Origin of the sequence: Suttonella ornithocola (assembly GCF_001889065.1) — a bacterium.
Taxonomy (GTDB): Bacteria; Pseudomonadota; Gammaproteobacteria; order Cardiobacteriales; family Cardiobacteriaceae; genus Suttonella_A; species Suttonella_A ornithocola.
The window spans coordinates 1-17,207 of sequence record NZ_LWHB01000074.1 but is presented as its reverse complement, the minus strand read 5'-3'; the positions used below and the strand labels follow the sequence as shown (position 1 = coordinate 17,207).

Sequence of the window (17,207 nt, the reverse complement as noted above, 5' to 3'; positions counted from 1 at the left end):
CTGGACTATAAGGGGGTAACCAAACTATCTCATGCCCATGCTCTTCAATGATTGCTTGAATATCACTGCGTTTATGAAAAGCGGCATTGTCCATGACAATTACACTGTTTTTAGGTAACTCAGGTAACAGTGCTTCTCATCACCCAATGAGAGAAAATATCGCTGTTAATAGAACCATCATATAAGCGTAAGGCAAACAATTCTCCATTGATAATGGCTCCAATCGCATTGCTCTGGTTCTTTAAATGCCAGTTATCACTTCCATGACAAACTTGTCCTTTTGTGCTGTAGCCATAAGGTCTATGAGCAAAGGCTTTAAAACCACATTCATCAAGATAGACTATCGGTTTTTCTTGAGCGGTCTTATCCACTATTTGTTCTTGAAAGTGCTCTCTTTTCTCTGTGTCGGCTTTTGGATGTTGGTTAATCTTTTTTTATGCGTTATCTTTAGTCGCTTTAGAGCATAACAAATCGCTGATTGCGAGCAATTAAAACGTCTAGCGCTTTCCCATTGGTAATCATCAGGATACTGCTCAATATCCTTAAGCAAGGCTTCATCATCAATCTTTGAGGGCTTACGCTCAGTAAAGCCTTTAGGATGGGGATTTTTAATCCAGCTATAGACGGTGAATTTGCTGATCTTGTAGCGCTTTGCAACAGCGCGCCAAGTTTCTCCATTAGCAATATCGTTAAGAATTTTTTGTCGGAATTGGCTGCAGTAGGTCATAGGATATGCTCAGTTTGTTTTTGATAATTCTACTATAAGTCGTTCTTTATATCTGCTTTGGATAGATTGGATTATAAGTGATTTGACTATATTGCTGGTTTGATGGCGCACGATTAGATAATTTAAAAGTTCAGTCGGCACTATTACGCTTAATCAAACAAACTTTAATGGATAATAATATTTCTATGCCTGATGATGCGAGGGAAGTTATCTTTCCAGAAGGTGTGCCATTGATAACACAGGAAGTTGTAAAATCTCCTACTGTTTCAGTAGAAGCTTCAGCGGTGATTCCAGAAGAAGAAACGGATAGCGTTACAGAAGCAGAAGGCAACTTGGCAAATGAAAAAAGTGAATTAGAAGCAAGCGCCGGAGAGAATGCGCCAGCTGAAGCAAAACAAAATTTATTGGAAAATTAAAGTAATTATTTTTAATAATTTTGCCAGTTTTGTTGGTCAAAATGAATGATCTTATATAAAGGAATAGCAGAAATTTGGATTTTTTCTATTCCTTGATTTTGTGTTTTTTCTAGGATAATCATACACCCTTCTTCAAGTTTGCCTTGTGCATTAAATTCTAACTCTTTGACTTTAACCGATTGGGTAATGCCATTAAAAGAAAGCGTTTGTGAAAAAGGCTCTCCAGTATGTCCATAAAAATGGTAGGAAAATTCGACCTGATTTAATAAATGATAGAGCTCAATAGAACCATATCCTCTTTGGCTTTCGCTATCTTTATCGTGACTGAGTAAGATGTCGCACTCTGAATGTGTTTGTGCAAAGGTTTCTATGGCTTGGCGTTCATAGGGTTGAATGAAAGTGGAATGCGTGCGTGCCTTTCTGTCACCAATCCGCCCAACGGGTAAAATGGAGAGTTGTTCATCCAACTTTTGTAAAGTAATGGGAATACCAGAGCGACAAACAAGTACTTTTTGATAGACATCAATACTAAAAGTAGATTGTTGTTGAGCGATTGCTTGGATTTCTAATTTATCTAAAAAATCATGATCTTCATGATTTCCACGTACGCATAGCATTTGGATATTTAAGTGCTTAAGAAAATCCGCAATATACGGTTTATAAACGGTAAAATCGTGTAAAAAGCCAAGCTCTTCTGGGGCGGATTTAGCATGCCTTAAAGTGGCCTTGTCTAAGCGAGATTTATCTGGAAAAGCGCCGATATCACCACATTGTAAAATCCAGTCGATTTTATTGCCGGTTATTTGTTGATAATAATTAACCAATTTAAAAGGTAGTAAGATTTTTCCGTGAATATCCGCAAATATTGCGACTCGTATCATTAGACTACTCAGCTTATGATTATTTATATTAAATATAAGTTTAAAGAAGTTTCTATAATAATGTCACTATATAAATAAAAAGACGGTACTCAAAGTGCCGTCTTTTTATGTTTGGTAGATGAGTATTAAGCAAATTTTTCACGCAATATTTTAGCGGCTTCAACCATATTTGCTAATGAAGCTTTGGTTTCTTTCCATTGACGCGTTTTTAATCCACAGTCTGGGTTAACCCATAGGCGTTCTGCTGGAATGCGTTTAGCCGCTTTTTCCATGAGGTCAACCATGTGTTCAACGGTTGGCACATTTGGAGAGTGGATATCATAAACCCCTGGTCCAATTTCATTTGGATAGTTAAAGCTCTCAAACGCTTCTAAGAGCTTCATATCTGAACGCGAAGTTTCAATGGTGATTACATCAGCGTCCATTTCCGCGATAGAAGGCATAATGTCGTTAAATTCGCTATAACACATGTGTGTATGAATTTGTGTTTCGTTTTGCACGCCTGCCGCAGAGATACGGAATGCTCTTACTGCCCAATCAAGATAAGCTTGCCATTCATCCCGTTTTAGCGGTAAGCCTTCACGAATAGCGGGTTCATCGATTTGGATGACTTTTAATCCAGCTTTTTCTAGGTCAACAACTTCGTCGCGAATGGCTAATGCGATTTGTAAACAGGTATCTGCGCGCGGTTGGTCATCACGTACAAATGACCAGTTAAGAATGGTAACAGGACCAGTTAACATGGCTTTCATCGGTTGTTGTGTCAATGATTGCGCGTAGGTTGACCATTTAACAGTCATTGGTTCTGGGCGTGAAACATCGCCGTAGATAATTGGTGGTTTAACGCAACGTGAACCATAAGATTGTACCCACGCAAATCGGGTAAAGACGTAACCAGCTAGTTGTTCGCCAAAGTATTCAACCATGTCGTTACGTTCAGCTTCACCGTGTACAAGAATATCAAGCCCCAATTCGTTTTGGATTTCTACACAGTTTTTAATATCTGCTTGCATGGCGGCAACATAAGTCGCTTCGTCAATGACGCCTTTGCGGAAATCACTACGATATTTACGAATTTCAGCGGTTTGTGGGAATGAGCCGATAGTTGTGGTTGGGAAAAGTGGTAGTTTGATGTGTTCTTTTTGTGCTTTGGCACGCTCTGCGTAAGGCGCTTGTCGGTCAGCCATTTCTTTGGTAACTGCGACAACACGAGCTTGAACAGCATCATCATGTACGCGTTTAGACGCTCGGCGACCAGCGAGCGCGGCAGCATTTTCTTCTAGTGCTTCTTTGACGCTATCTCTGCCATTATTGAGTGCTTCTTTTAAGATGCGCAATTCTTCTAATTTTTGGATAGCGAAAGCGAACCAATTTTTGATTTCAGGGTCTAGCTCGTTTTCTTGCTCAAGGTCTACAGGGACATGCAATAAAGAAGAAGAAGCTGAAAGCCATAAACGATCCCCGAGTCTTTCGGCAATCGGCTCAAGTAAATCTAGAGCAGCAGAAAGGTCGGTTTTCCAAATATTACGCCCATCAACGATACCAAGTGATAAAACTTTTGTTTCAGGCAACCAATCAACGAGTTGATTGATTTCTTTAGGCGCATTAATGGCATCTAAATGGATACCTTGGACGGGTGCTTTTGTAACAATATCAAAGTTATCTGCTAAGCTTGAGAAATATGTTGCCAATAAGATTTTAGGCTTTGTTCTTTTTAGCTCATGATAAGCGGTTTTAAACGCATGACGCCAGTCAGCATCTAATGTGGTGACCAGTGCAGGCTCATCAATTTGTACCCATTCTGCGCCTGCATCAGCAAGCTGGTTGAGCAGTTGGTCATAAACAGGAAGTAAGCGTTCTAGTAATTCTACTCGACGGCTATTATCTTTTTCTTTTCCAAGCCATAGGTAGGTAACAGGCCCGATAATGACGGGTTTAAAATTGATACCTTGCGCTTTCGCTTCAGCGATTTGAGAAAGTAAGCGTTCAGGATTTAAAGCAAATTGTGTATCAGCGGTAAATTCTGGCACCATATAATGGTAGTTAGAGTTAAACCATTTCACCATTTCAGATGCTGCAACACCACCTTCAGCGGTATCTTTTGGACAACGACCGCGAGCAGCACGGAAGAACGCATCTAAATCATTCTCTTCTAATTCGGTTACACGCTTAGGTAAGTTCCCTAAGGTTTGGCTCATATCTAATACTTGATCATAAAGAGAGAAATCACCGACAGGAATGAAATCAAGCGCTTTTTGGTTATCCCAATGACGCGCGCGTAAGGCTTTTGCGACTTCTTGTAATTCGTTTGCAGATGTTTCGCCACGCCAATAGGCTTCTTGTGCAAATTTAAGTTCTCTCTTCGCACCAATGCGAGGAAAACCTAGAGTATGAATTTTTGCCATAAATAATAGACCTCGATAATGATTAAATGGTTTAAGTGAATGGATATCTTATCGTTAAATGCTTATAAAAAATAATGGTAAAAATGAATAGAACCATAAAATTTATTTATAGATTAAGATGGAAGTTTATAAAACAAGGTGATATTTATTTAAATAATTAAAACAAGATATTAAGTTGAGAAAAGAGATGGTTTTGTAGAAGTTTAGTAACAGCGCTAAGTTTTTATCAGAAAAAATTTTTCTTTATAGTTTTGTTTTAAGAAATTTACTTATATCATGCGTCAAAAAGGATGATGCATGATAAAGGTTCACACACATAGCAATACTTTTTGGGAATTTCAAACCAGCATCAAAAATCTGGCTTTAGCACAAAAATATCAGATAGCACTTGACTTGTTTAATCATGAGCGTTTTCCTGAAGCAATAGAATATTTAAGTAATCTGATTTTACATTTTCCTCCACATCCAGAAGTGCTGACGCTGTTATCAGATGCTTGTGATCAAGAAGATGATTTGCCAATGGCATATTTAGCGGCAGCTTTAGCGCATCAGCTTTATCAAGCAGCGCTTCCAAAAGATTTTATTCCGGGTAAACACTTTCTGCCTTGGGGGTATCCCGGGAATCAAGCTTTTTTGCATAATTGTCGTCATTTAGCAGATTTATATGATGAGACGGGGAATCAAAAAGGGTGTCGTGAAATTTGTGAGTGGACTTTAAAAATTGATCCTGCAGATGAGCTTGGATTAAGAACATTGTTGCCTAAAGTCTATATGGAAGAGAAAAATATTATTGCTATGCATCGATTGTATCGACAATATCCAGAAGATTATGTGCCAGAGATTCTATTTGGTGCTTTGTATTTAGCGATTGTCAATAGCGATACAAATACAGCAAGCCGATTGTGGCGCGAAGCTGAGCTTGAGTTTCCTTTAGTCATTACAGAATTGCTTAAAACGCATCATGAAGCACCGCCTGATTATGACCCCGATATTGCTTATTATAGTGATACAGAAGAAATGGCTTGGAGTTATTGGGTGTTTTATGGAGGATTGTGGCAAGAACATCCAAAGGTTGTAAATTATCTTGAAGAAAAAAGGAAGTGCTTATGAGTCGTCCTATTACAGCGGTGATTATTGGAAATGAAATTCTAGCAGGTAGGAGGCAGGATGCACATTTAGCGAACACGGTTTCTGCTTGTAATAAACGAAAGCTACGGCTACATCAAGCCATTTTTCTAGGCGATAACACAGAGGATCTTATTCAAACTTACCAGCGGTTGCATAAAGAAAATCATATTATTTTGAGCTATGGCGGTATTGGCGCAACACCAGATGATCGTACGCGTCAAGCGGTTGCAAAAGCGTGTGGAGTTGCAATTGAATATCATCCAGAGGGAATGAGGATTTTAGAAAATTGTTTTGGTAATGAATTGACAGAAAATCGAAAAAATTTAGTCGCGTTTCCGCAAGGGTGCACGTTAATTCCCAATCCTATCAATGAGATTCCGGGATTTTCTATCAGGCATATTCATTGTGTTCCCGGTTTTCCGCAAATGGCGGCGCCAATGATAAATTGGGTGTTAGATACGTATTATCAAGATATGGCGCAAGAGCGCGAGTATCATGCCTTAATGGTTCAAGCGCCAGAGAGTGAAATTGCGCCGTTAATGGAGCAGCTTGAGCAGCGCTATCCAATACTGACGATTTCTAGTTTGCCGCAAATTAGACATGAATTGGAGCTAGGAATAGAGGGTGAGCCTAATCAAGTTAGTGAAGCGTTAGCAGAGGCTAAAGGTTGGTTGGAAAATCATCAAATGCCGTATCAAGAGTAAAAGCATTATCTTTCAGTTATTTTGAAAATTATGAAAATAATTTTCTTAGGCGCTATAATAAAAATACTCTTTTAAAGTGATAGGTGATGTGATGACATTAATGCATAAAGAAATTCGCGAAGCAGCCGATGTGTTACGCCGTCAGCAGCAAAATCCTGCGTTTAATGCGATGCGTGAACGTTTAGGTAAAAAGATACCTGCGACTTTAATGACGTTTGCTCGCGGTACTTCTGACCATGCGGCAGAGTATTTGTCTTATTTATTGATGCGTTATAGTGGAATGGTTGCTGCTTCTATTCCGCTCTCACTGAATACGCTTTATCAAACTCATTGGAAAGCAGGTGATATTTTTGCTTTAACGATTTCTCAGTCTGGCGGTAGTCAAGATTTATTAGAAAGTGCAAAAAGTGTGCAACAAGCAGGGATTCCGCTTTTAGCATTACTTAATACTATTCCTTCTCCTTTAGCGGAAGTCAGTAATGAAGTTGTAAATATTGAGGCTGGAGAAGAAAAAAGTGTTGCTGCGACAAAAAGCTTTATTGCGACGATCGGAGCGGGTTTGCGCATTTTTGAACCTTGGTTAGCGCAAAAAGATTTACTGCCCGCCTTAGATGCGCTACCTGAAAAATTAGAAATAGCACAGGAATTAGATTGGTCTAAAGCGGTTGAATTATTGACGCCTGCTAAACGACTGTATGTCGTTGGACGTGGCGCAGGGTTGCCGATTGCAAAAGAAGCAGCTTTGAAATGTAAAGAAACTTGTTTATTGCAAGGTGAAGCTTTCTCTGGTGCGGAAGTTAAGCATGGACCGATGGCGCTGATGAATGAAGAACAAATTGCGCTGATTTTTGCGCCAAAAGATGAAACGCAAGCGGGTTTGATTGAATTGGCTCAACAGTTCAGAACGATGGGCGCAAAAGTGTTATTGGCGGCTGATGAAAGCGTTGCGGAAAGGGATTTGCCGTTGGTTGATGCAGGGCATAATGCGTTACAAGGATTAACGACAATTCAAACGTTTTATCATATGGCTGAGCAATTATCTCGAGCGCGGGGGATTGATACTGATAACCCGCCGAATTTGAATAAAGTTACCACCACGCGTTAAAGCGAAAAGCCTGTCTGATGATAGGCTTCTACGTTTAGAGTATAACTAAAATCCCAAAAAATGCATACAGGACTTGTAGATAGGAGACTGTCTTCAAAGTGGATATTGAGTTAATGTTGTATACATTTTTTGGGAAGTTAGCTATAGATTCAACCTTGAAGTGCAACATTTTCTAAAATAGGATTGAGAAGTAAGATGTGCAGTGCTGCACTTCAAAGTTGAATCTGCTATATATATTTTCAGGAGTCGTTCTGTGTTGCGATTAGCAATTTTTTGATAGCGTTTTAATCAGCTGAATTTCTCGAGTATCTGCTTCTAAAGTATTCTGTAAAACCGCAACAACAGCATCGGCAGCTTTTTGAGTAGCTGCTTTTAGGCTTTCTCCTTTTAATAAATGAGCAGCGAGTGTCGCAGCAAAGGTATCTCCAGTACCTTGTGCGCTACTAGGGTGGTGCTTATGTGTATGGATATCAATATTATCATGAGTAACGATAGCAATTTGCATGGTGCCTTCTTGCCAAGTTTCAGGTGCAGCACTGGTAGCAATAATCCATTGTGTTTGTTTCGAAAGAAGAGATTTAGCAGCTTCTACGGTTTCTTCTAAAGTAGTGAGTTGATGTCCAACAAGGTACTCAAGCTCAAAATGGTTAGGTGTCATTCCTGTTGCGAGCTTGCGTAAACGGTTGCGGTAGTTTTCTGCCAAGCGTTTATCAACGTAAAGCCCAACACCAGTATCACCTAAAACAGGATCAATTTGAATGGTAATATGAGGATAGTCTTTTCTGACTTCGATGAGCCAATCCGCTAGTATATCTGCTTGTGAAGGACTACCAAGATAGCCCAACATGATATGTTTGGCAGTTTTTAGTAAATCTCTATCTGTTAGTGCTTTTAAAAAGCCGCTGAACCAATCATCTGGAATAATCCCACCGTATAAACTAGGTATAAGGGGGTATTTGAATAGTAAACGGTTGGGATGGTAGCGGTTGTAAAACCATGATGTTGTAAAACAGGAATAACAGCATTATTGCCGACGTGTCCATAAACAACTTCTGATTGAATGCTAATTACATCAATGGGTAAAGGATTTTGACTAAGGCTCATAATAATAGACTCACTTATCAATGTTTTCTAACGCTTCAGTCTGCTTTTCTAATGCACTATTAACCGCATCTTGTGCTTTTTGGGTGGTTTCTTGCTGCATTTTGATAAGAGGATTATCGTTTTTTGGGGATTCTTTGGGTTTATCATCGCTACAAGCGCTAATTAGGCAAAAGGTAGCAATAAGCATAAGTGCAGTTTTCATTTGGTTCTCCTTATTTAAGCGATTTATTATATCTTGAAAAAATATTTTTTTATAGAGATAAAAATCTTTATCAGTCGTGTTTATCGCACAGGATAGTTGGTTGGCTATGTTATGATAAGAACTTTGTAACCTTTGATAAGGAAACATTATGACTAAAGCCACCATCGTTTATACACATACCGATGAAGCCCCCGCACTTGCAACTAAATCTTTATTGCCTATCGTGCGTGCGTTTGCAGCAACTGCAGATATTGAGTTTCAGTTAAGTGATATTTCATTGGCAGGAAGAATTTTAGCGGCTTTTCCAGATTATTTGAAAGAAGAGCAGCAAATTCCAGATGCTTTAGCGGAATTGGGTGAATTGGTTAAAAAGCCAGAGGCTAACATTATTAAGCTACCGAATATTAGCGCCTCAATGCCACAGTTAAAGGCAGCGATTGCTGAGTTACAAAAACATGGATTTGCTGTGCCTGATTATCCAGATAATGCGACAGATGAAACCGCTAAAGAGATAAAAGGTCGCTACGATAAAATTAAAGGATCAGCAGTTAATCCCGTCTTAAGAGAAGGAAATTCAGACCGTCGAGCGCCAAAAGCGGTTAAAAATTATGCGAAAAAATATCCGCATAGTATGGGTGCTTGGGAAAAAGATTCTAAATCGCATGTGGCAAGCATGGAAAGTGGGGATTTTTTCCATAATGAAAAGTCTGTGACAGTACCAAAGGCGACTAAAGTAACGATTGAGTTTGTTTCAAAATCTGGCAAAGCCACACCTTTAAAAACGCTTTCGCTTTTAGAAGGGGAAGTTATTGACGGTACATTTATGAGCAAAAAAGCGTTGGTCGCTTTCTTAGAAAAAGAAATTGCCGATGCAAAAGCGCAAGACATTTTATTCTCGTTGCACATGAAGGCAACGATGATGAAAGTGTCAGACCCAATTATTTTTGGACATGCTGTACGTACCTATTTTGCGCCTGTCTTTACGCAATATTCAGAGGAACTACAAAAAGCAGGTATTGATGTTAATAATGGCTTTGGCAATTTATTGAGCAATTTGGATAAACTTCCTGCGGAGGTGAAGGAAGCGGTAGAAAAAGTCATTGAGCAAGCGTATGCCGAGCGACCTGGATTGGCAATGGTGGATTCTGATAAAGGTATCACCAACTTACATGTACCAAGTGATGTGATTATTGATGCTTCTATGCCGGCAATGATTCGCAATAGTGGTCGGATGTGGGGTGCAGATGGAAAAGCGAAAGATACAAAAGCCGTTATTCCTGATGCTAGCTACAGTGGCGTTTATGCAGAAACAATCGCTTTTTGTAAAGAATATGGCGCTTTTGATCCAACGACAATGGGAACAGTGCCGAATGTTGGCTTAATGGCACAAAAAGCCGAAGAATATGGTTCGCATGATAAAACGTTTGAAATTGCTGGTGATGGCGAAGTGCGTGTTGTGGACGAAGCTGGCAATGTTTTAATGCAACACAATGTGGAAGCAGGGGATATTTGGCGGATGTGTCAAACCAAAGATGCGCCAATTAAAGATTGGGTTCAATTAGCGGTTAATCGTGCGCGTTTATCGAATACGCCAGCAGTTTTTTGGTTAGATGAAAATCGTGCGCATGACCGTGAGTTGATTAAAAAAGTAAAAGCAGATTTGGCGCAATTGGATACGACTGGACTAGATATCCAAATTTTATCGCCTGAAGCAGCGACTCGTTACACGCTTGAGCGAGTAAAAGCTGGTAAAGATACCATTTCCGTAACAGGTAACGTTTTGCGTGACTATTTAACTGACTTGTTCCCAATCTTAGAATTAGGTACCAGCGCTAAAATGCTTTCTATCGTTCCATTAATGAATGGCGGTGGCTTGTTTGAAACTGGTGCGGGCGGTTCTGCACCAAAACACGTTCAGCAATTCCTTGCCGAAAATCATTTGCGTTGGGATTCTTTGGGTGAATTTTTAGCATTAGCGGTTTCTTTTGAGCATCTTGCGCAAACGACAGGTAATCAAAAAGCTCAAGTTTTAGCGGATACTTTAGATAAAGCGATAGAAACCCTATTGATGAATGGCAAATCGCCTTCTCGTAAAGTTCGTGAGTTAGATAATCGCGGTAGCCACTTCTATCTTGCACTTTATTGGGCGCAAGCATTGGCAGGGCAAAGTGAAGATACGGATTTGCAAAGCCGTTTTGCGCCTTTGGCAAAAGCATTAGCCGATAATGAAGCAAAAATTGTTGAAGAGCTTAATGGTGTGCAGGGTGAGCCGGTTGATATTGGCGGTTACTATCAGCCTGATAAAGCTAAAGCAAGCGAGGCAATGCGCCCAAGTCAAACATTAAATGATGCATTAGCAACACTTGGCTAATTTTCATTTTTCTTTTACTGAAGCCGTCTTTTGACGGCTTTTGTTTGCCTAGAAAGATTCGATTGATTACCATTGTGCAGAAAACTAACGTTAGAAAATGACATCTTCTTTAGGTCAGCGATATAATCAATGCTTTTTAGAGAATAAAATGGATAAAGATTTACATAACTTGCGTGTCAGCGAACAACATCCTCTTCTTTCCCCACAGGCGTTAGCAAGCGCTCACCCATTAACAGAAGCAGCAAAGCAAACGGTTTTAGCGGGGCGTTCAGCCATTCGAGATATTTTAGATCATAAAGATTCTCGAAAAATGATTGTGGTTGGTCCTTGCTCTATTCATGATGTTTCTGCTGCAATGGAGTATGCCAAGCGACTCAAAGCGTTAGCCGATAAAGTATCGGATGTTTTCTTAATCATTATGCGTGTGTATTTTGAAAAACCAAGAACCACAGTTGGCTGGAAAGGTTTAATTAATGATCCAGATTTAGATGATACTTTTCATATCGAAAAAGGCTTGCATATTGCAAGACAGCTGTTAATTGATATCAACGATTTAGGACTACCAGCAGGAACAGAAGCGCTTGACCCAATTACGCCCCAATATATTGGAGATTTAATTAGCTGGACAGCAATTGGCGCGCGAACCGCAGAAAGCCAAACCCATAGAGAAATGTCTAGTGGATTATCTACGCCAATTGGCTTTAAAAACAGTACAGATGGTTCTTTATATGTTGCTATCAATGCGATTGAATCTGCCTCACGTCCGCATAGCTTTTTAGGTATTGATGTTAATGGCGTGACGGCAATTACGCGTAGTTTAGGTAACCGCTATGGTCATGTCGTATTAAGAGGCGGTAACCACGGTCCAAATTATGACAGCGTAAATGTTGCCATTTGTGAAGAAGTATTGGCTAAAAAAGGGCTGCCTGCTAATTTAATTATTGATTGCTCGCATGCAAATTCGAATAAAGACCCACAGCGTCAGCCACTGGTGATGAAAGATGTTATTCACCAAATTGCAGAAGGCAATCAGTCTATCGTTGGCTTAATGCTAGAAAGCCATTTACATGCTGGTAATCAGTCATTATCTGCTGATTTATCACAGCTGAAATATGGCGTTTCTATTACAGATGGTTGTATTGATTGGGAAACCACAGAAGCCGCAATTTTATCGGCTTATCAACAATTAAAAGCCTTATCATGAAAACAGTTAAACCGCATCAAATTCGTATTATCGCTGGAAAGCATAGAGGCAGAAAAATCCCTGTTGCAGATAGGGCAGGATTGCGACCAAGTCCAAACCGTGTGCGAGAAACACTTTATAACTGGTTGCAATTTGAAATAGCGGGCGCGTATGTTTTAGATGCTTTTGCTGGCAGTGGCGCATTGGGGCTAGAAGCCTTATCAAGAGGAGCGGCTAGTGTATTGTTTTGCGAAAAAAATAGTGAAAATGTATCAGGCTTACGCGATATCCTACAAACATGGAAGGAAATTCATACTCGAGTGATGCAAACAGATACGCTTTCTCTTGTACCGCAAACGGCTTATGACCTTATTTTGCTTGATCCACCATTTGACCAAAATCTACATCAACAATGTATTGAGAAGTTTACAAACTCTGCATGGTTGAAACCGCATGGAAAAATTTATATTGAAAGTCATCAACCTTTATCAGCTTATGTTTTAGCGCAAGGATTTGACTGGATAAAACAAGCAAAAGCAGGACAAGTTCACTATGGACTGATTGGGTACGCTCATGACTAAAAATTCTCATATTGCGCTTTATCCTGGTACATTTGACCCAATCACGATTGGACATCAAGATATTATTGAACGTAGCAGTAAACTTTGCGACAAATTATATATTGCTGTGGCTGTTGGTCATCATAAAACGCCACTTTTTAGCTTTGAAGAACGCGTAAAGCTCGTTCAAGCTGTGTTACCTTCTCTAAACCTTTCTTGTGAGGTAGAAGTTATTGCTTATGATGGACTTCTTATAGATTTATGTCATCAATATCAGGCAAAAATGATTATTCGAGGCTTAAGAGCTGTTTCTGATTTTGAGTATGAATTTCAATTGGCTGCTATGAATAGGCATCTCTCGTCAGAGATTGAAACCATTTTTTTAACGCCGTCTGAAAATCTGTCTTTTATCTCTTCTACTATGGTTAGAGAAGTCGCTAAATTGGGCGGAAAAGTGGATGGATTAGTTCATTTAAAAGTTAAAGAAAGTTTATGCGAAAAAAATTGTCATTAAAAAGTAATTTTGTGTATAGTATTGACGTCTTTATGACAATTAATCAATTGAAGGAGTTCTCATGAAAACTATCGTTAAAATTGCTGCATTAGGTGCTGCAACTATTTTATTTGCTGGTTGTGCAAGCAAAACTGCTGACAATAGCGACTTAGCTAGCCTTCGTGCTTCTGTGGAAGAAGCTCGTGCAGCTGCTGTTCAAGCTAACCAAACTTCACAACAAGCTTTAGCACTTGCGCAACAAAACGCAGCTAAAATTGATCGTGTATTCACTAAATCACAGTTAAAATAATTTTATTATCTGTGATTAAATGACTAAAAGCGAGTGGTTGGTTAACCACTCGCTTTATTTTTGGGGTAAAAATAGCGCTAAGATAAATAAAAATATGACATTTATTCAAAAACCAGTATAATGCCCGCTCTTTTTTATTCACTTCCAATTAAAGGAAAATCAAATGTTAGCAATCCGACTATCTCGTGGCGGCTCTAAAAAGCGTCCGTTCTACCATGTAGTTGCAACTGACAGTCGCAATGCTCGTGATGGACGTTTCATTGAGCGTCTTGGCTTTTTTAACCCAATTGCTCGCGGTCAAGAAGAAGAGCTTCGCCTAAATATTGAGCGTATTGAATACTGGGTTTCTAAAGGTGGTCAAGTGAGTGACCGTGTTAAAAGCCTAATGAAGCAATATAAAGCTAAACAAAACGGCTAAGTATGAAAAGCAACGATGCGCAAGTCTATTTAGGGCGTATCGTTGGCGTTCACGGGGTTCGCGGTTGGGTGAAAATTCACTCAGATTGCCGACCCCGTGAAGCCATTTTACGCTATAAAAAATTTCTTGCGAAAAATACCCATCAGCCTACTTTTTCTCTCGTTCTCAAAAATGGGCAAAAGCAAAACAAAAGCTTAATTGCTCAGTTTGAAGACATTAACGATCGTGATGCAGCAATGGCATTGATGGGAACAAGCCTTTATGTGTTACGTAGTGAAATGCCGGATTTGCCTGAGGGAGAAATTTATTGGGCAGATTTATTAGGGCTTAAAGTGATGAATCGGGAAGATACCTTTCTAGGTGAAATTAAAGAAATTCTCGAAACAGGTGCTAATGATGTGTTAATCGTTAAAAGTGATACTCAAGAACACCTTATCCCTTATGCAATCGGCACTTATATTGATGAATATGATCCCGAAACTGGTACTCTCTACGTCGATTGGGATCCTAAATGGTCTGATATTTCTAACGAATGAAAATCGACTTTATCACCATATTTCCAGCGTTAATTCAACACTGGTTTTCGCAAGGAGTAGTTGGGCGAGCAATTGAAAAACAGATACTACAATTTACTTATCATAGCCCAAGAGAGGAAAGTGAAGACCGCCATGGGCGTGTTGATGACCGTCCTTTTGGCGGTGGGCCTGGAATGGTGATGCAATACCAACCTTTGGCGCGAACAGCAGAAAAGCTTAATCAGCAAATTGAAAGACCTTTTCATATTTACTTAAGTCCACAAGGGGAAACCTTTCATCATAATATTGCTGCACAATTAGCAAGAAAACCACATCTTGCGTTGTGGTGCGGGCGTTATGAAGGAATGGATCAACGATTTATTGATAAATATATAGATTTAGAAATTTCCATAGGGGATTTTGTCTTATCTGGCGGTGAAATGGCAGCTGCAATTGTTGCAGATGCGGTTTGTCGTTTGGTACCAAGTGTTTTAGGTGATGAAGCGTCTGCAATTGAAGATTCTTTTCATGATCAACTTTTAGATCATCCCCACTATACAAGACCCGAAAAAATTGATACAATCCGCGCCCCTGAAATCTTACTTAGTGGCGATCACGCCCGTATAGCGCGCTGGCGGCTTAAGCAAGCACTAGGTAGGACGTTTCTGCAACGTCCCGATATTTTTATGAAACTTAATATCAGTGCTGAGCAGCAAGCGTTATTAAATGAATTTTTAGCTGAAAATTAATCTCCGGAGAGCCGTCATGAGCAATATCATTGACACCCTTGAACAAGAACAATTTAAAACCGATCTTCCGATATTCAATCCGGGAGATACTCTCGTTGTGAATGTAAAAATTCGCGAAGGTAACCGCGAGCGTGTACAGGCTTTTGAAGGCGTATGCATTGCTAAGAAAAATCGCGGTATTGGTTCATCTTTCACTGTGCGTAAAATCTCACATGGTGAAGGCGTTGAGCGTGTATTCCAAACACACAGCCCTCGTATTGAATCTGTTGTCGTCAAACGTCGTGGTGACGTTCGTCGCGCAAAACTTTACTACTTACGTGGCTTGGAAGGTAAAGCTGCTCGTATTAAAGAAAAATTGGATACTAAAAAAGCTGCAGCTAAGCAAGCTTAATCCATTATGCTGTTGCCTGATACTCGGCACTGTATAGAGAAAATCGCCGCACTTTGTGAACAAGCAAGTGCGGCGATTTTGTATTTTTATGGTAATGATGAACGATTAAAAACTATTAAAAAAGCTGATAGTACGCCACTCACGCAAGCAGATTTGGCAGTGCATAAAATTTTAATGGAAGGCTTACCACAAATTTTATCTATTCCTGTCGTTAGCGAAGAATCAGCAAAGGCTGCACAATTTGCGCATCACCGAGATTATTGGTTAATTGATCCGATTGATGGAACAAAAGAATTTATCAATCGAACAGGAGAATTTTGTATTGCTATTGCTCGGATTGAAAACCACCGTCCAACACTTGGCTTAATTTATGCGCCTTTAACGCATCAATATTGGTTTGCGATAAAAGGGCAAGGTGCATATCGTTATACGCCTAATCAGTCAATTAAGGCTTTGAATGCGCAAAATGAAACCGCAGAGCCTATACTAATTACCGCTAAACCAAAAATAGGTAAACGATTACAGCATTATTTATCCCAAACATTAGGCAATTATCGACAGGTTAGTTGTGCAAGTGCATTGAAGTTTTGCTGGATAGCTGAAGGAAAAGCCGATATTTATTTTAAACTTGCTTCTGCTACCAGCGAATGGGATACCGCAGCGGGTGATATTTTATTATCAGAAGTTGGTGGGGGATTACGTTATTTAGGAAATACAGTCTTGCAATATGGTAGACGTGAAACCACGCTTAATCCGCCGTTTATTGCTTATAACAACAAAATCTCTTCTGATAAATTAGCGTGTTATTTTGAACAGCTAGAAAAACTTTGTTCAACAGAAAACATTTATCTTCCAAAGTAAATCATCAGTAGACGCTTTACTAGAAAATAAACCGTTTTTAAGACAATGATTATCAAATCAATTAAATTCGTATCACTCTCTTGTGTAAGTGAAAGAACAAAAGTTTATCGCGTAATTATGCTAAAATTTTAGAGATATTTTTTAGGATAGGATGAAGCTATGCATAGTGATATTATTATTGTAGGCGCTGGGCCAAGCGGATTAAGTTTATGCTGTTCCCTTGCCGATAGTGAATTATCTATCACCATTATTGATCCGCATACCAATGAAGAACTGGCTTCACCGCCTTTTGATGGACGAGAAATTGCGCTCACTCATCCATCCAAGCAAATATTAGAAGATTTAGATATTTGGCAGCGCTTTCCAGCGGAAGAAATCTATCCTTTGCGCGAGGCAAAAGTCGTGAATGGGCAATCGGATTATCAGCTCCATTTTGCCTTGCCGCCAACAGATAGCAAACGACGTCCGATTGATACGCTAGGCTATTTGGTTTCTAATCATCTCATCCGAAAAGCGGCTTACGATGCGGCCCAAACGCAAAATAATATTCGTTGGTTATTGGGACATAAAGTGGTTTCAGCAACCAGTAATCATCAAAAAGCCAGTGTAACTTTAGACAATGGTGAAACATTAACTGCTTCTTTATTAGTGGCTGCGGATAGCCGTTTATCCTTTGTTCGCCGA

23 protein-coding genes are annotated in these 17,207 nt (G+C 39.6%); 15 read left to right on the top strand and 8 right to left on the bottom strand.

Annotation, left to right across the window (positions count from 1 at the left end):
• From A5N85_RS17600 to A5N85_RS06245, 3 genes are all read right to left on the bottom strand, one after another.
• Window positions 1-130, bottom strand: a 130-nt coding sequence (locus A5N85_RS17600; protein ID WP_428843252.1) for a transposase, incomplete at its 3' end; no start/stop codon positions are given.
• Window positions 120-371 carry a transposase gene (locus tag A5N85_RS15085; RefSeq protein ID WP_072576467.1) on the bottom strand — a complete coding sequence of 84 codons (252 nt, stop codon included), beginning with the start codon at window positions 369-371 and terminating at the stop codon, window positions 120-122. The genes A5N85_RS15085 and A5N85_RS17600, both read right to left, overlap by 11 nt.
• Window positions 371-727, bottom strand: coding sequence for an IS630 transposase-related protein (locus A5N85_RS06245; RefSeq protein ID WP_072576138.1), 357 nt, complete (start codon window positions 725-727; stop codon window positions 371-373). The genes A5N85_RS15085 and A5N85_RS06245 overlap by 1 nt, the downstream gene beginning before the upstream one ends.
• A gap of 167 nt (window positions 728-894) precedes the next feature.
• On the opposite strand from A5N85_RS06245, the gene A5N85_RS06240 reads away from it, so the two are divergent.
• Window positions 895-1,143: a hypothetical protein gene (locus tag A5N85_RS06240; protein WP_072576466.1), complete on the top strand. Its 249-nt coding sequence runs from the start codon at window positions 895-897 to the stop codon at window positions 1,141-1,143.
• Window positions 1,144-1,154: 11 nt separating this feature from the next.
• Here A5N85_RS06240 and A5N85_RS06235 read toward each other — a convergent pair whose 3' ends face one another.
• Both A5N85_RS06235 and metE read right to left on the bottom strand, forming a co-directional pair.
• Entirely contained in the window at window positions 1,155-2,024 is an 870-nt protein-coding gene (locus A5N85_RS06235) for a metallophosphoesterase (protein WP_072576465.1), read from the bottom strand.
• Between the two features lie 125 nt (window positions 2,025-2,149).
• Window positions 2,150-4,429, bottom strand: a complete 2,280-nt coding sequence (metE, locus tag A5N85_RS06230; RefSeq protein WP_072576464.1) for a 5-methyltetrahydropteroyltriglutamate--homocysteine S-methyltransferase — start codon at window positions 4,427-4,429, stop codon at window positions 2,150-2,152.
• A 297-nt stretch (window positions 4,430-4,726) separates the two neighbouring features.
• Between metE and A5N85_RS06225 the strand changes: the two genes are divergently transcribed.
• From A5N85_RS06225 to A5N85_RS06215, 3 genes are all read left to right on the top strand, one after another.
• Entirely contained in the window at window positions 4,727-5,539 is an 813-nt protein-coding gene (locus tag A5N85_RS06225) for a tetratricopeptide repeat protein (RefSeq protein WP_072576463.1), read from the top strand.
• Entirely contained in the window at window positions 5,536-6,261 is a 726-nt protein-coding gene (locus tag A5N85_RS06220; RefSeq protein ID WP_072576462.1) for a competence/damage-inducible protein A, read from the top strand. The genes A5N85_RS06225 and A5N85_RS06220 overlap by 4 nt, the downstream gene beginning before the upstream one ends.
• Before the next feature lie 91 nt (window positions 6,262-6,352).
• Window positions 6,353-7,366, top strand: a complete 1,014-nt coding sequence (locus A5N85_RS06215; RefSeq protein ID WP_072576461.1) for an SIS domain-containing protein — start codon at window positions 6,353-6,355, stop codon at window positions 7,364-7,366.
• 262 nt (window positions 7,367-7,628) lie between these two features.
• On the opposite strand, the gene A5N85_RS06210 is transcribed toward A5N85_RS06215, so the two are convergent.
• From A5N85_RS06210 to A5N85_RS06205, 3 genes are read right to left on the bottom strand one after another with little or no spacing between them, the layout of a single operon-like run.
• Entirely contained in the window at window positions 7,629-8,213 is a 585-nt protein-coding gene (locus A5N85_RS06210; protein ID WP_084601674.1) for a PfkB family carbohydrate kinase, read from the bottom strand.
• A 44-nt stretch (window positions 8,214-8,257) separates the two neighbouring features.
• On the bottom strand, window positions 8,258-8,470 hold the full coding sequence (locus A5N85_RS14615; RefSeq protein ID WP_084601673.1) for a hypothetical protein: 213 nt from the start codon (window positions 8,468-8,470) through the stop codon (window positions 8,258-8,260).
• 10 nt (window positions 8,471-8,480) lie between these two features.
• Window positions 8,481-8,672, bottom strand: coding sequence for a hypothetical protein (locus A5N85_RS06205; protein WP_072576460.1), 192 nt, complete (start codon window positions 8,670-8,672; stop codon window positions 8,481-8,483).
• A 145-nt stretch (window positions 8,673-8,817) separates the two neighbouring features.
• Between A5N85_RS06205 and A5N85_RS06200 the strand changes: the two genes are divergently transcribed.
• From A5N85_RS06200 to A5N85_RS06150, 11 genes are all read left to right on the top strand, one after another.
• Window positions 8,818-11,043: an NADP-dependent isocitrate dehydrogenase gene (locus A5N85_RS06200; protein ID WP_115305930.1), complete on the top strand. Its 2,226-nt coding sequence runs from the start codon at window positions 8,818-8,820 to the stop codon at window positions 11,041-11,043.
• A gap of 97 nt (window positions 11,044-11,140) precedes the next feature.
• The gene (locus tag A5N85_RS06195) at window positions 11,141-12,247 is read left to right on the top strand and encodes a 3-deoxy-7-phosphoheptulonate synthase (protein ID WP_245935974.1); all 1,107 of its coding nucleotides are present in this window, start codon (window positions 11,141-11,143) and stop codon (window positions 12,245-12,247) included.
• On the top strand, window positions 12,244-12,807 hold the full coding sequence (gene rsmD / locus A5N85_RS06190; protein ID WP_072576457.1) for a 16S rRNA (guanine(966)-N(2))-methyltransferase RsmD: 564 nt from the start codon (window positions 12,244-12,246) through the stop codon (window positions 12,805-12,807). Before A5N85_RS06195 ends, rsmD begins: the two co-directional genes overlap by 4 nt.
• Window positions 12,800-13,300, top strand: coding sequence for a pantetheine-phosphate adenylyltransferase (gene coaD / locus A5N85_RS06185; protein ID WP_072576456.1), 501 nt, complete (start codon window positions 12,800-12,802; stop codon window positions 13,298-13,300). Before rsmD ends, coaD begins: the two co-directional genes overlap by 8 nt.
• A gap of 61 nt (window positions 13,301-13,361) precedes the next feature.
• Entirely contained in the window at window positions 13,362-13,589 is a 228-nt protein-coding gene (locus A5N85_RS06180) for an alanine-zipper protein (RefSeq protein WP_072576455.1), read from the top strand.
• A 163-nt stretch (window positions 13,590-13,752) separates the two neighbouring features.
• Window positions 13,753-14,007 (top strand): 30S ribosomal protein S16, encoded by a 255-nt coding sequence (gene rpsP / locus A5N85_RS06175; protein WP_072576454.1) that lies wholly within the window; start codon window positions 13,753-13,755, stop codon window positions 14,005-14,007.
• A gap of 2 nt (window positions 14,008-14,009) precedes the next feature.
• Window positions 14,010-14,543, top strand: coding sequence for a ribosome maturation factor RimM (rimM, locus tag A5N85_RS06170; RefSeq protein ID WP_072576453.1), 534 nt, complete (start codon window positions 14,010-14,012; stop codon window positions 14,541-14,543).
• Complete coding sequence (gene trmD / locus A5N85_RS06165; protein ID WP_072576452.1) at window positions 14,540-15,271, top strand: tRNA (guanosine(37)-N1)-methyltransferase TrmD; 732 nt, start codon at window positions 14,540-14,542, stop codon at window positions 15,269-15,271. The genes rimM and trmD overlap by 4 nt, the downstream gene beginning before the upstream one ends.
• Window positions 15,272-15,287: 16 nt before the next feature.
• Window positions 15,288-15,662: a 50S ribosomal protein L19 gene (gene rplS, locus A5N85_RS06160; protein WP_072576451.1), complete on the top strand. Its 375-nt coding sequence runs from the start codon at window positions 15,288-15,290 to the stop codon at window positions 15,660-15,662.
• A 6-nt stretch (window positions 15,663-15,668) separates the two neighbouring features.
• Window positions 15,669-16,523, top strand: coding sequence for a 3'(2'),5'-bisphosphate nucleotidase CysQ family protein (locus A5N85_RS06155; RefSeq protein ID WP_072576450.1), 855 nt, complete (start codon window positions 15,669-15,671; stop codon window positions 16,521-16,523).
• Window positions 16,524-16,682: 159 nt separating this feature from the next.
• Window positions 16,683-17,207, top strand: a 525-nt coding sequence (locus A5N85_RS06150) for an FAD-dependent monooxygenase (RefSeq protein WP_211268089.1), incomplete at its 3' end; no start/stop codon positions are given.

Bases quoted from the DNA above. Each gene is read 5' to 3' on its own strand.
- A5N85_RS06245 (WP_072576138.1), bottom strand. From the start codon at position 727: ATGACCTACTGCAGCCAATTCCGACAAAAAATTCTTAACGATATTGCT.
- A5N85_RS06240 (WP_072576466.1), top strand. From the start codon at position 895: ATGGATAATAATATTTCTATGCCTGATGATGCGAGGGAAGTTATCTTT.
- A5N85_RS06235 (WP_072576465.1), bottom strand. From the start codon at position 2,024: ATGATACGAGTCGCAATATTTGCGGATATTCACGGAAAAATCTTACTA.
- metE (WP_072576464.1), bottom strand. From the start codon at position 4,429: ATGGCAAAAATTCATACTCTAGGTTTTCCTCGCATTGGTGCGAAGAGA.
- A5N85_RS06225 (WP_072576463.1), top strand. From the start codon at position 4,727: ATGATAAAGGTTCACACACATAGCAATACTTTTTGGGAATTTCAAACC.
- A5N85_RS06220 (WP_072576462.1), top strand. From the start codon at position 5,536: ATGAGTCGTCCTATTACAGCGGTGATTATTGGAAATGAAATTCTAGCA.
- A5N85_RS06215 (WP_072576461.1), top strand. From the start codon at position 6,353: ATGACATTAATGCATAAAGAAATTCGCGAAGCAGCCGATGTGTTACGC.
- A5N85_RS06210 (WP_084601674.1), bottom strand. From the start codon at position 8,213: ATGTTGGGCTATCTTGGTAGTCCTTCACAAGCAGATATACTAGCGGAT.
- A5N85_RS14615 (WP_084601673.1), bottom strand. From the start codon at position 8,470: ATGAGCCTTAGTCAAAATCCTTTACCCATTGATGTAATTAGCATTCAA.
- A5N85_RS06205 (WP_072576460.1), bottom strand. From the start codon at position 8,672: ATGAAAACTGCACTTATGCTTATTGCTACCTTTTGCCTAATTAGCGCT.
- A5N85_RS06195 (WP_245935974.1), top strand. From the start codon at position 11,141: ATGACATCTTCTTTAGGTCAGCGATATAATCAATGCTTTTTAGAGAAT.
- rsmD (WP_072576457.1), top strand. From the start codon at position 12,244: ATGAAAACAGTTAAACCGCATCAAATTCGTATTATCGCTGGAAAGCAT.
- coaD (WP_072576456.1), top strand. From the start codon at position 12,800: ATGACTAAAAATTCTCATATTGCGCTTTATCCTGGTACATTTGACCCA.
- A5N85_RS06180 (WP_072576455.1), top strand. From the start codon at position 13,362: ATGAAAACTATCGTTAAAATTGCTGCATTAGGTGCTGCAACTATTTTA.
- rpsP (WP_072576454.1), top strand. From the start codon at position 13,753: ATGTTAGCAATCCGACTATCTCGTGGCGGCTCTAAAAAGCGTCCGTTC.
- rimM (WP_072576453.1), top strand. From the start codon at position 14,010: ATGAAAAGCAACGATGCGCAAGTCTATTTAGGGCGTATCGTTGGCGTT.
- trmD (WP_072576452.1), top strand. From the start codon at position 14,540: ATGAAAATCGACTTTATCACCATATTTCCAGCGTTAATTCAACACTGG.
- rplS (WP_072576451.1), top strand. From the start codon at position 15,288: ATGAGCAATATCATTGACACCCTTGAACAAGAACAATTTAAAACCGAT.
- A5N85_RS06155 (WP_072576450.1), top strand. From the start codon at position 15,669: ATGCTGTTGCCTGATACTCGGCACTGTATAGAGAAAATCGCCGCACTT.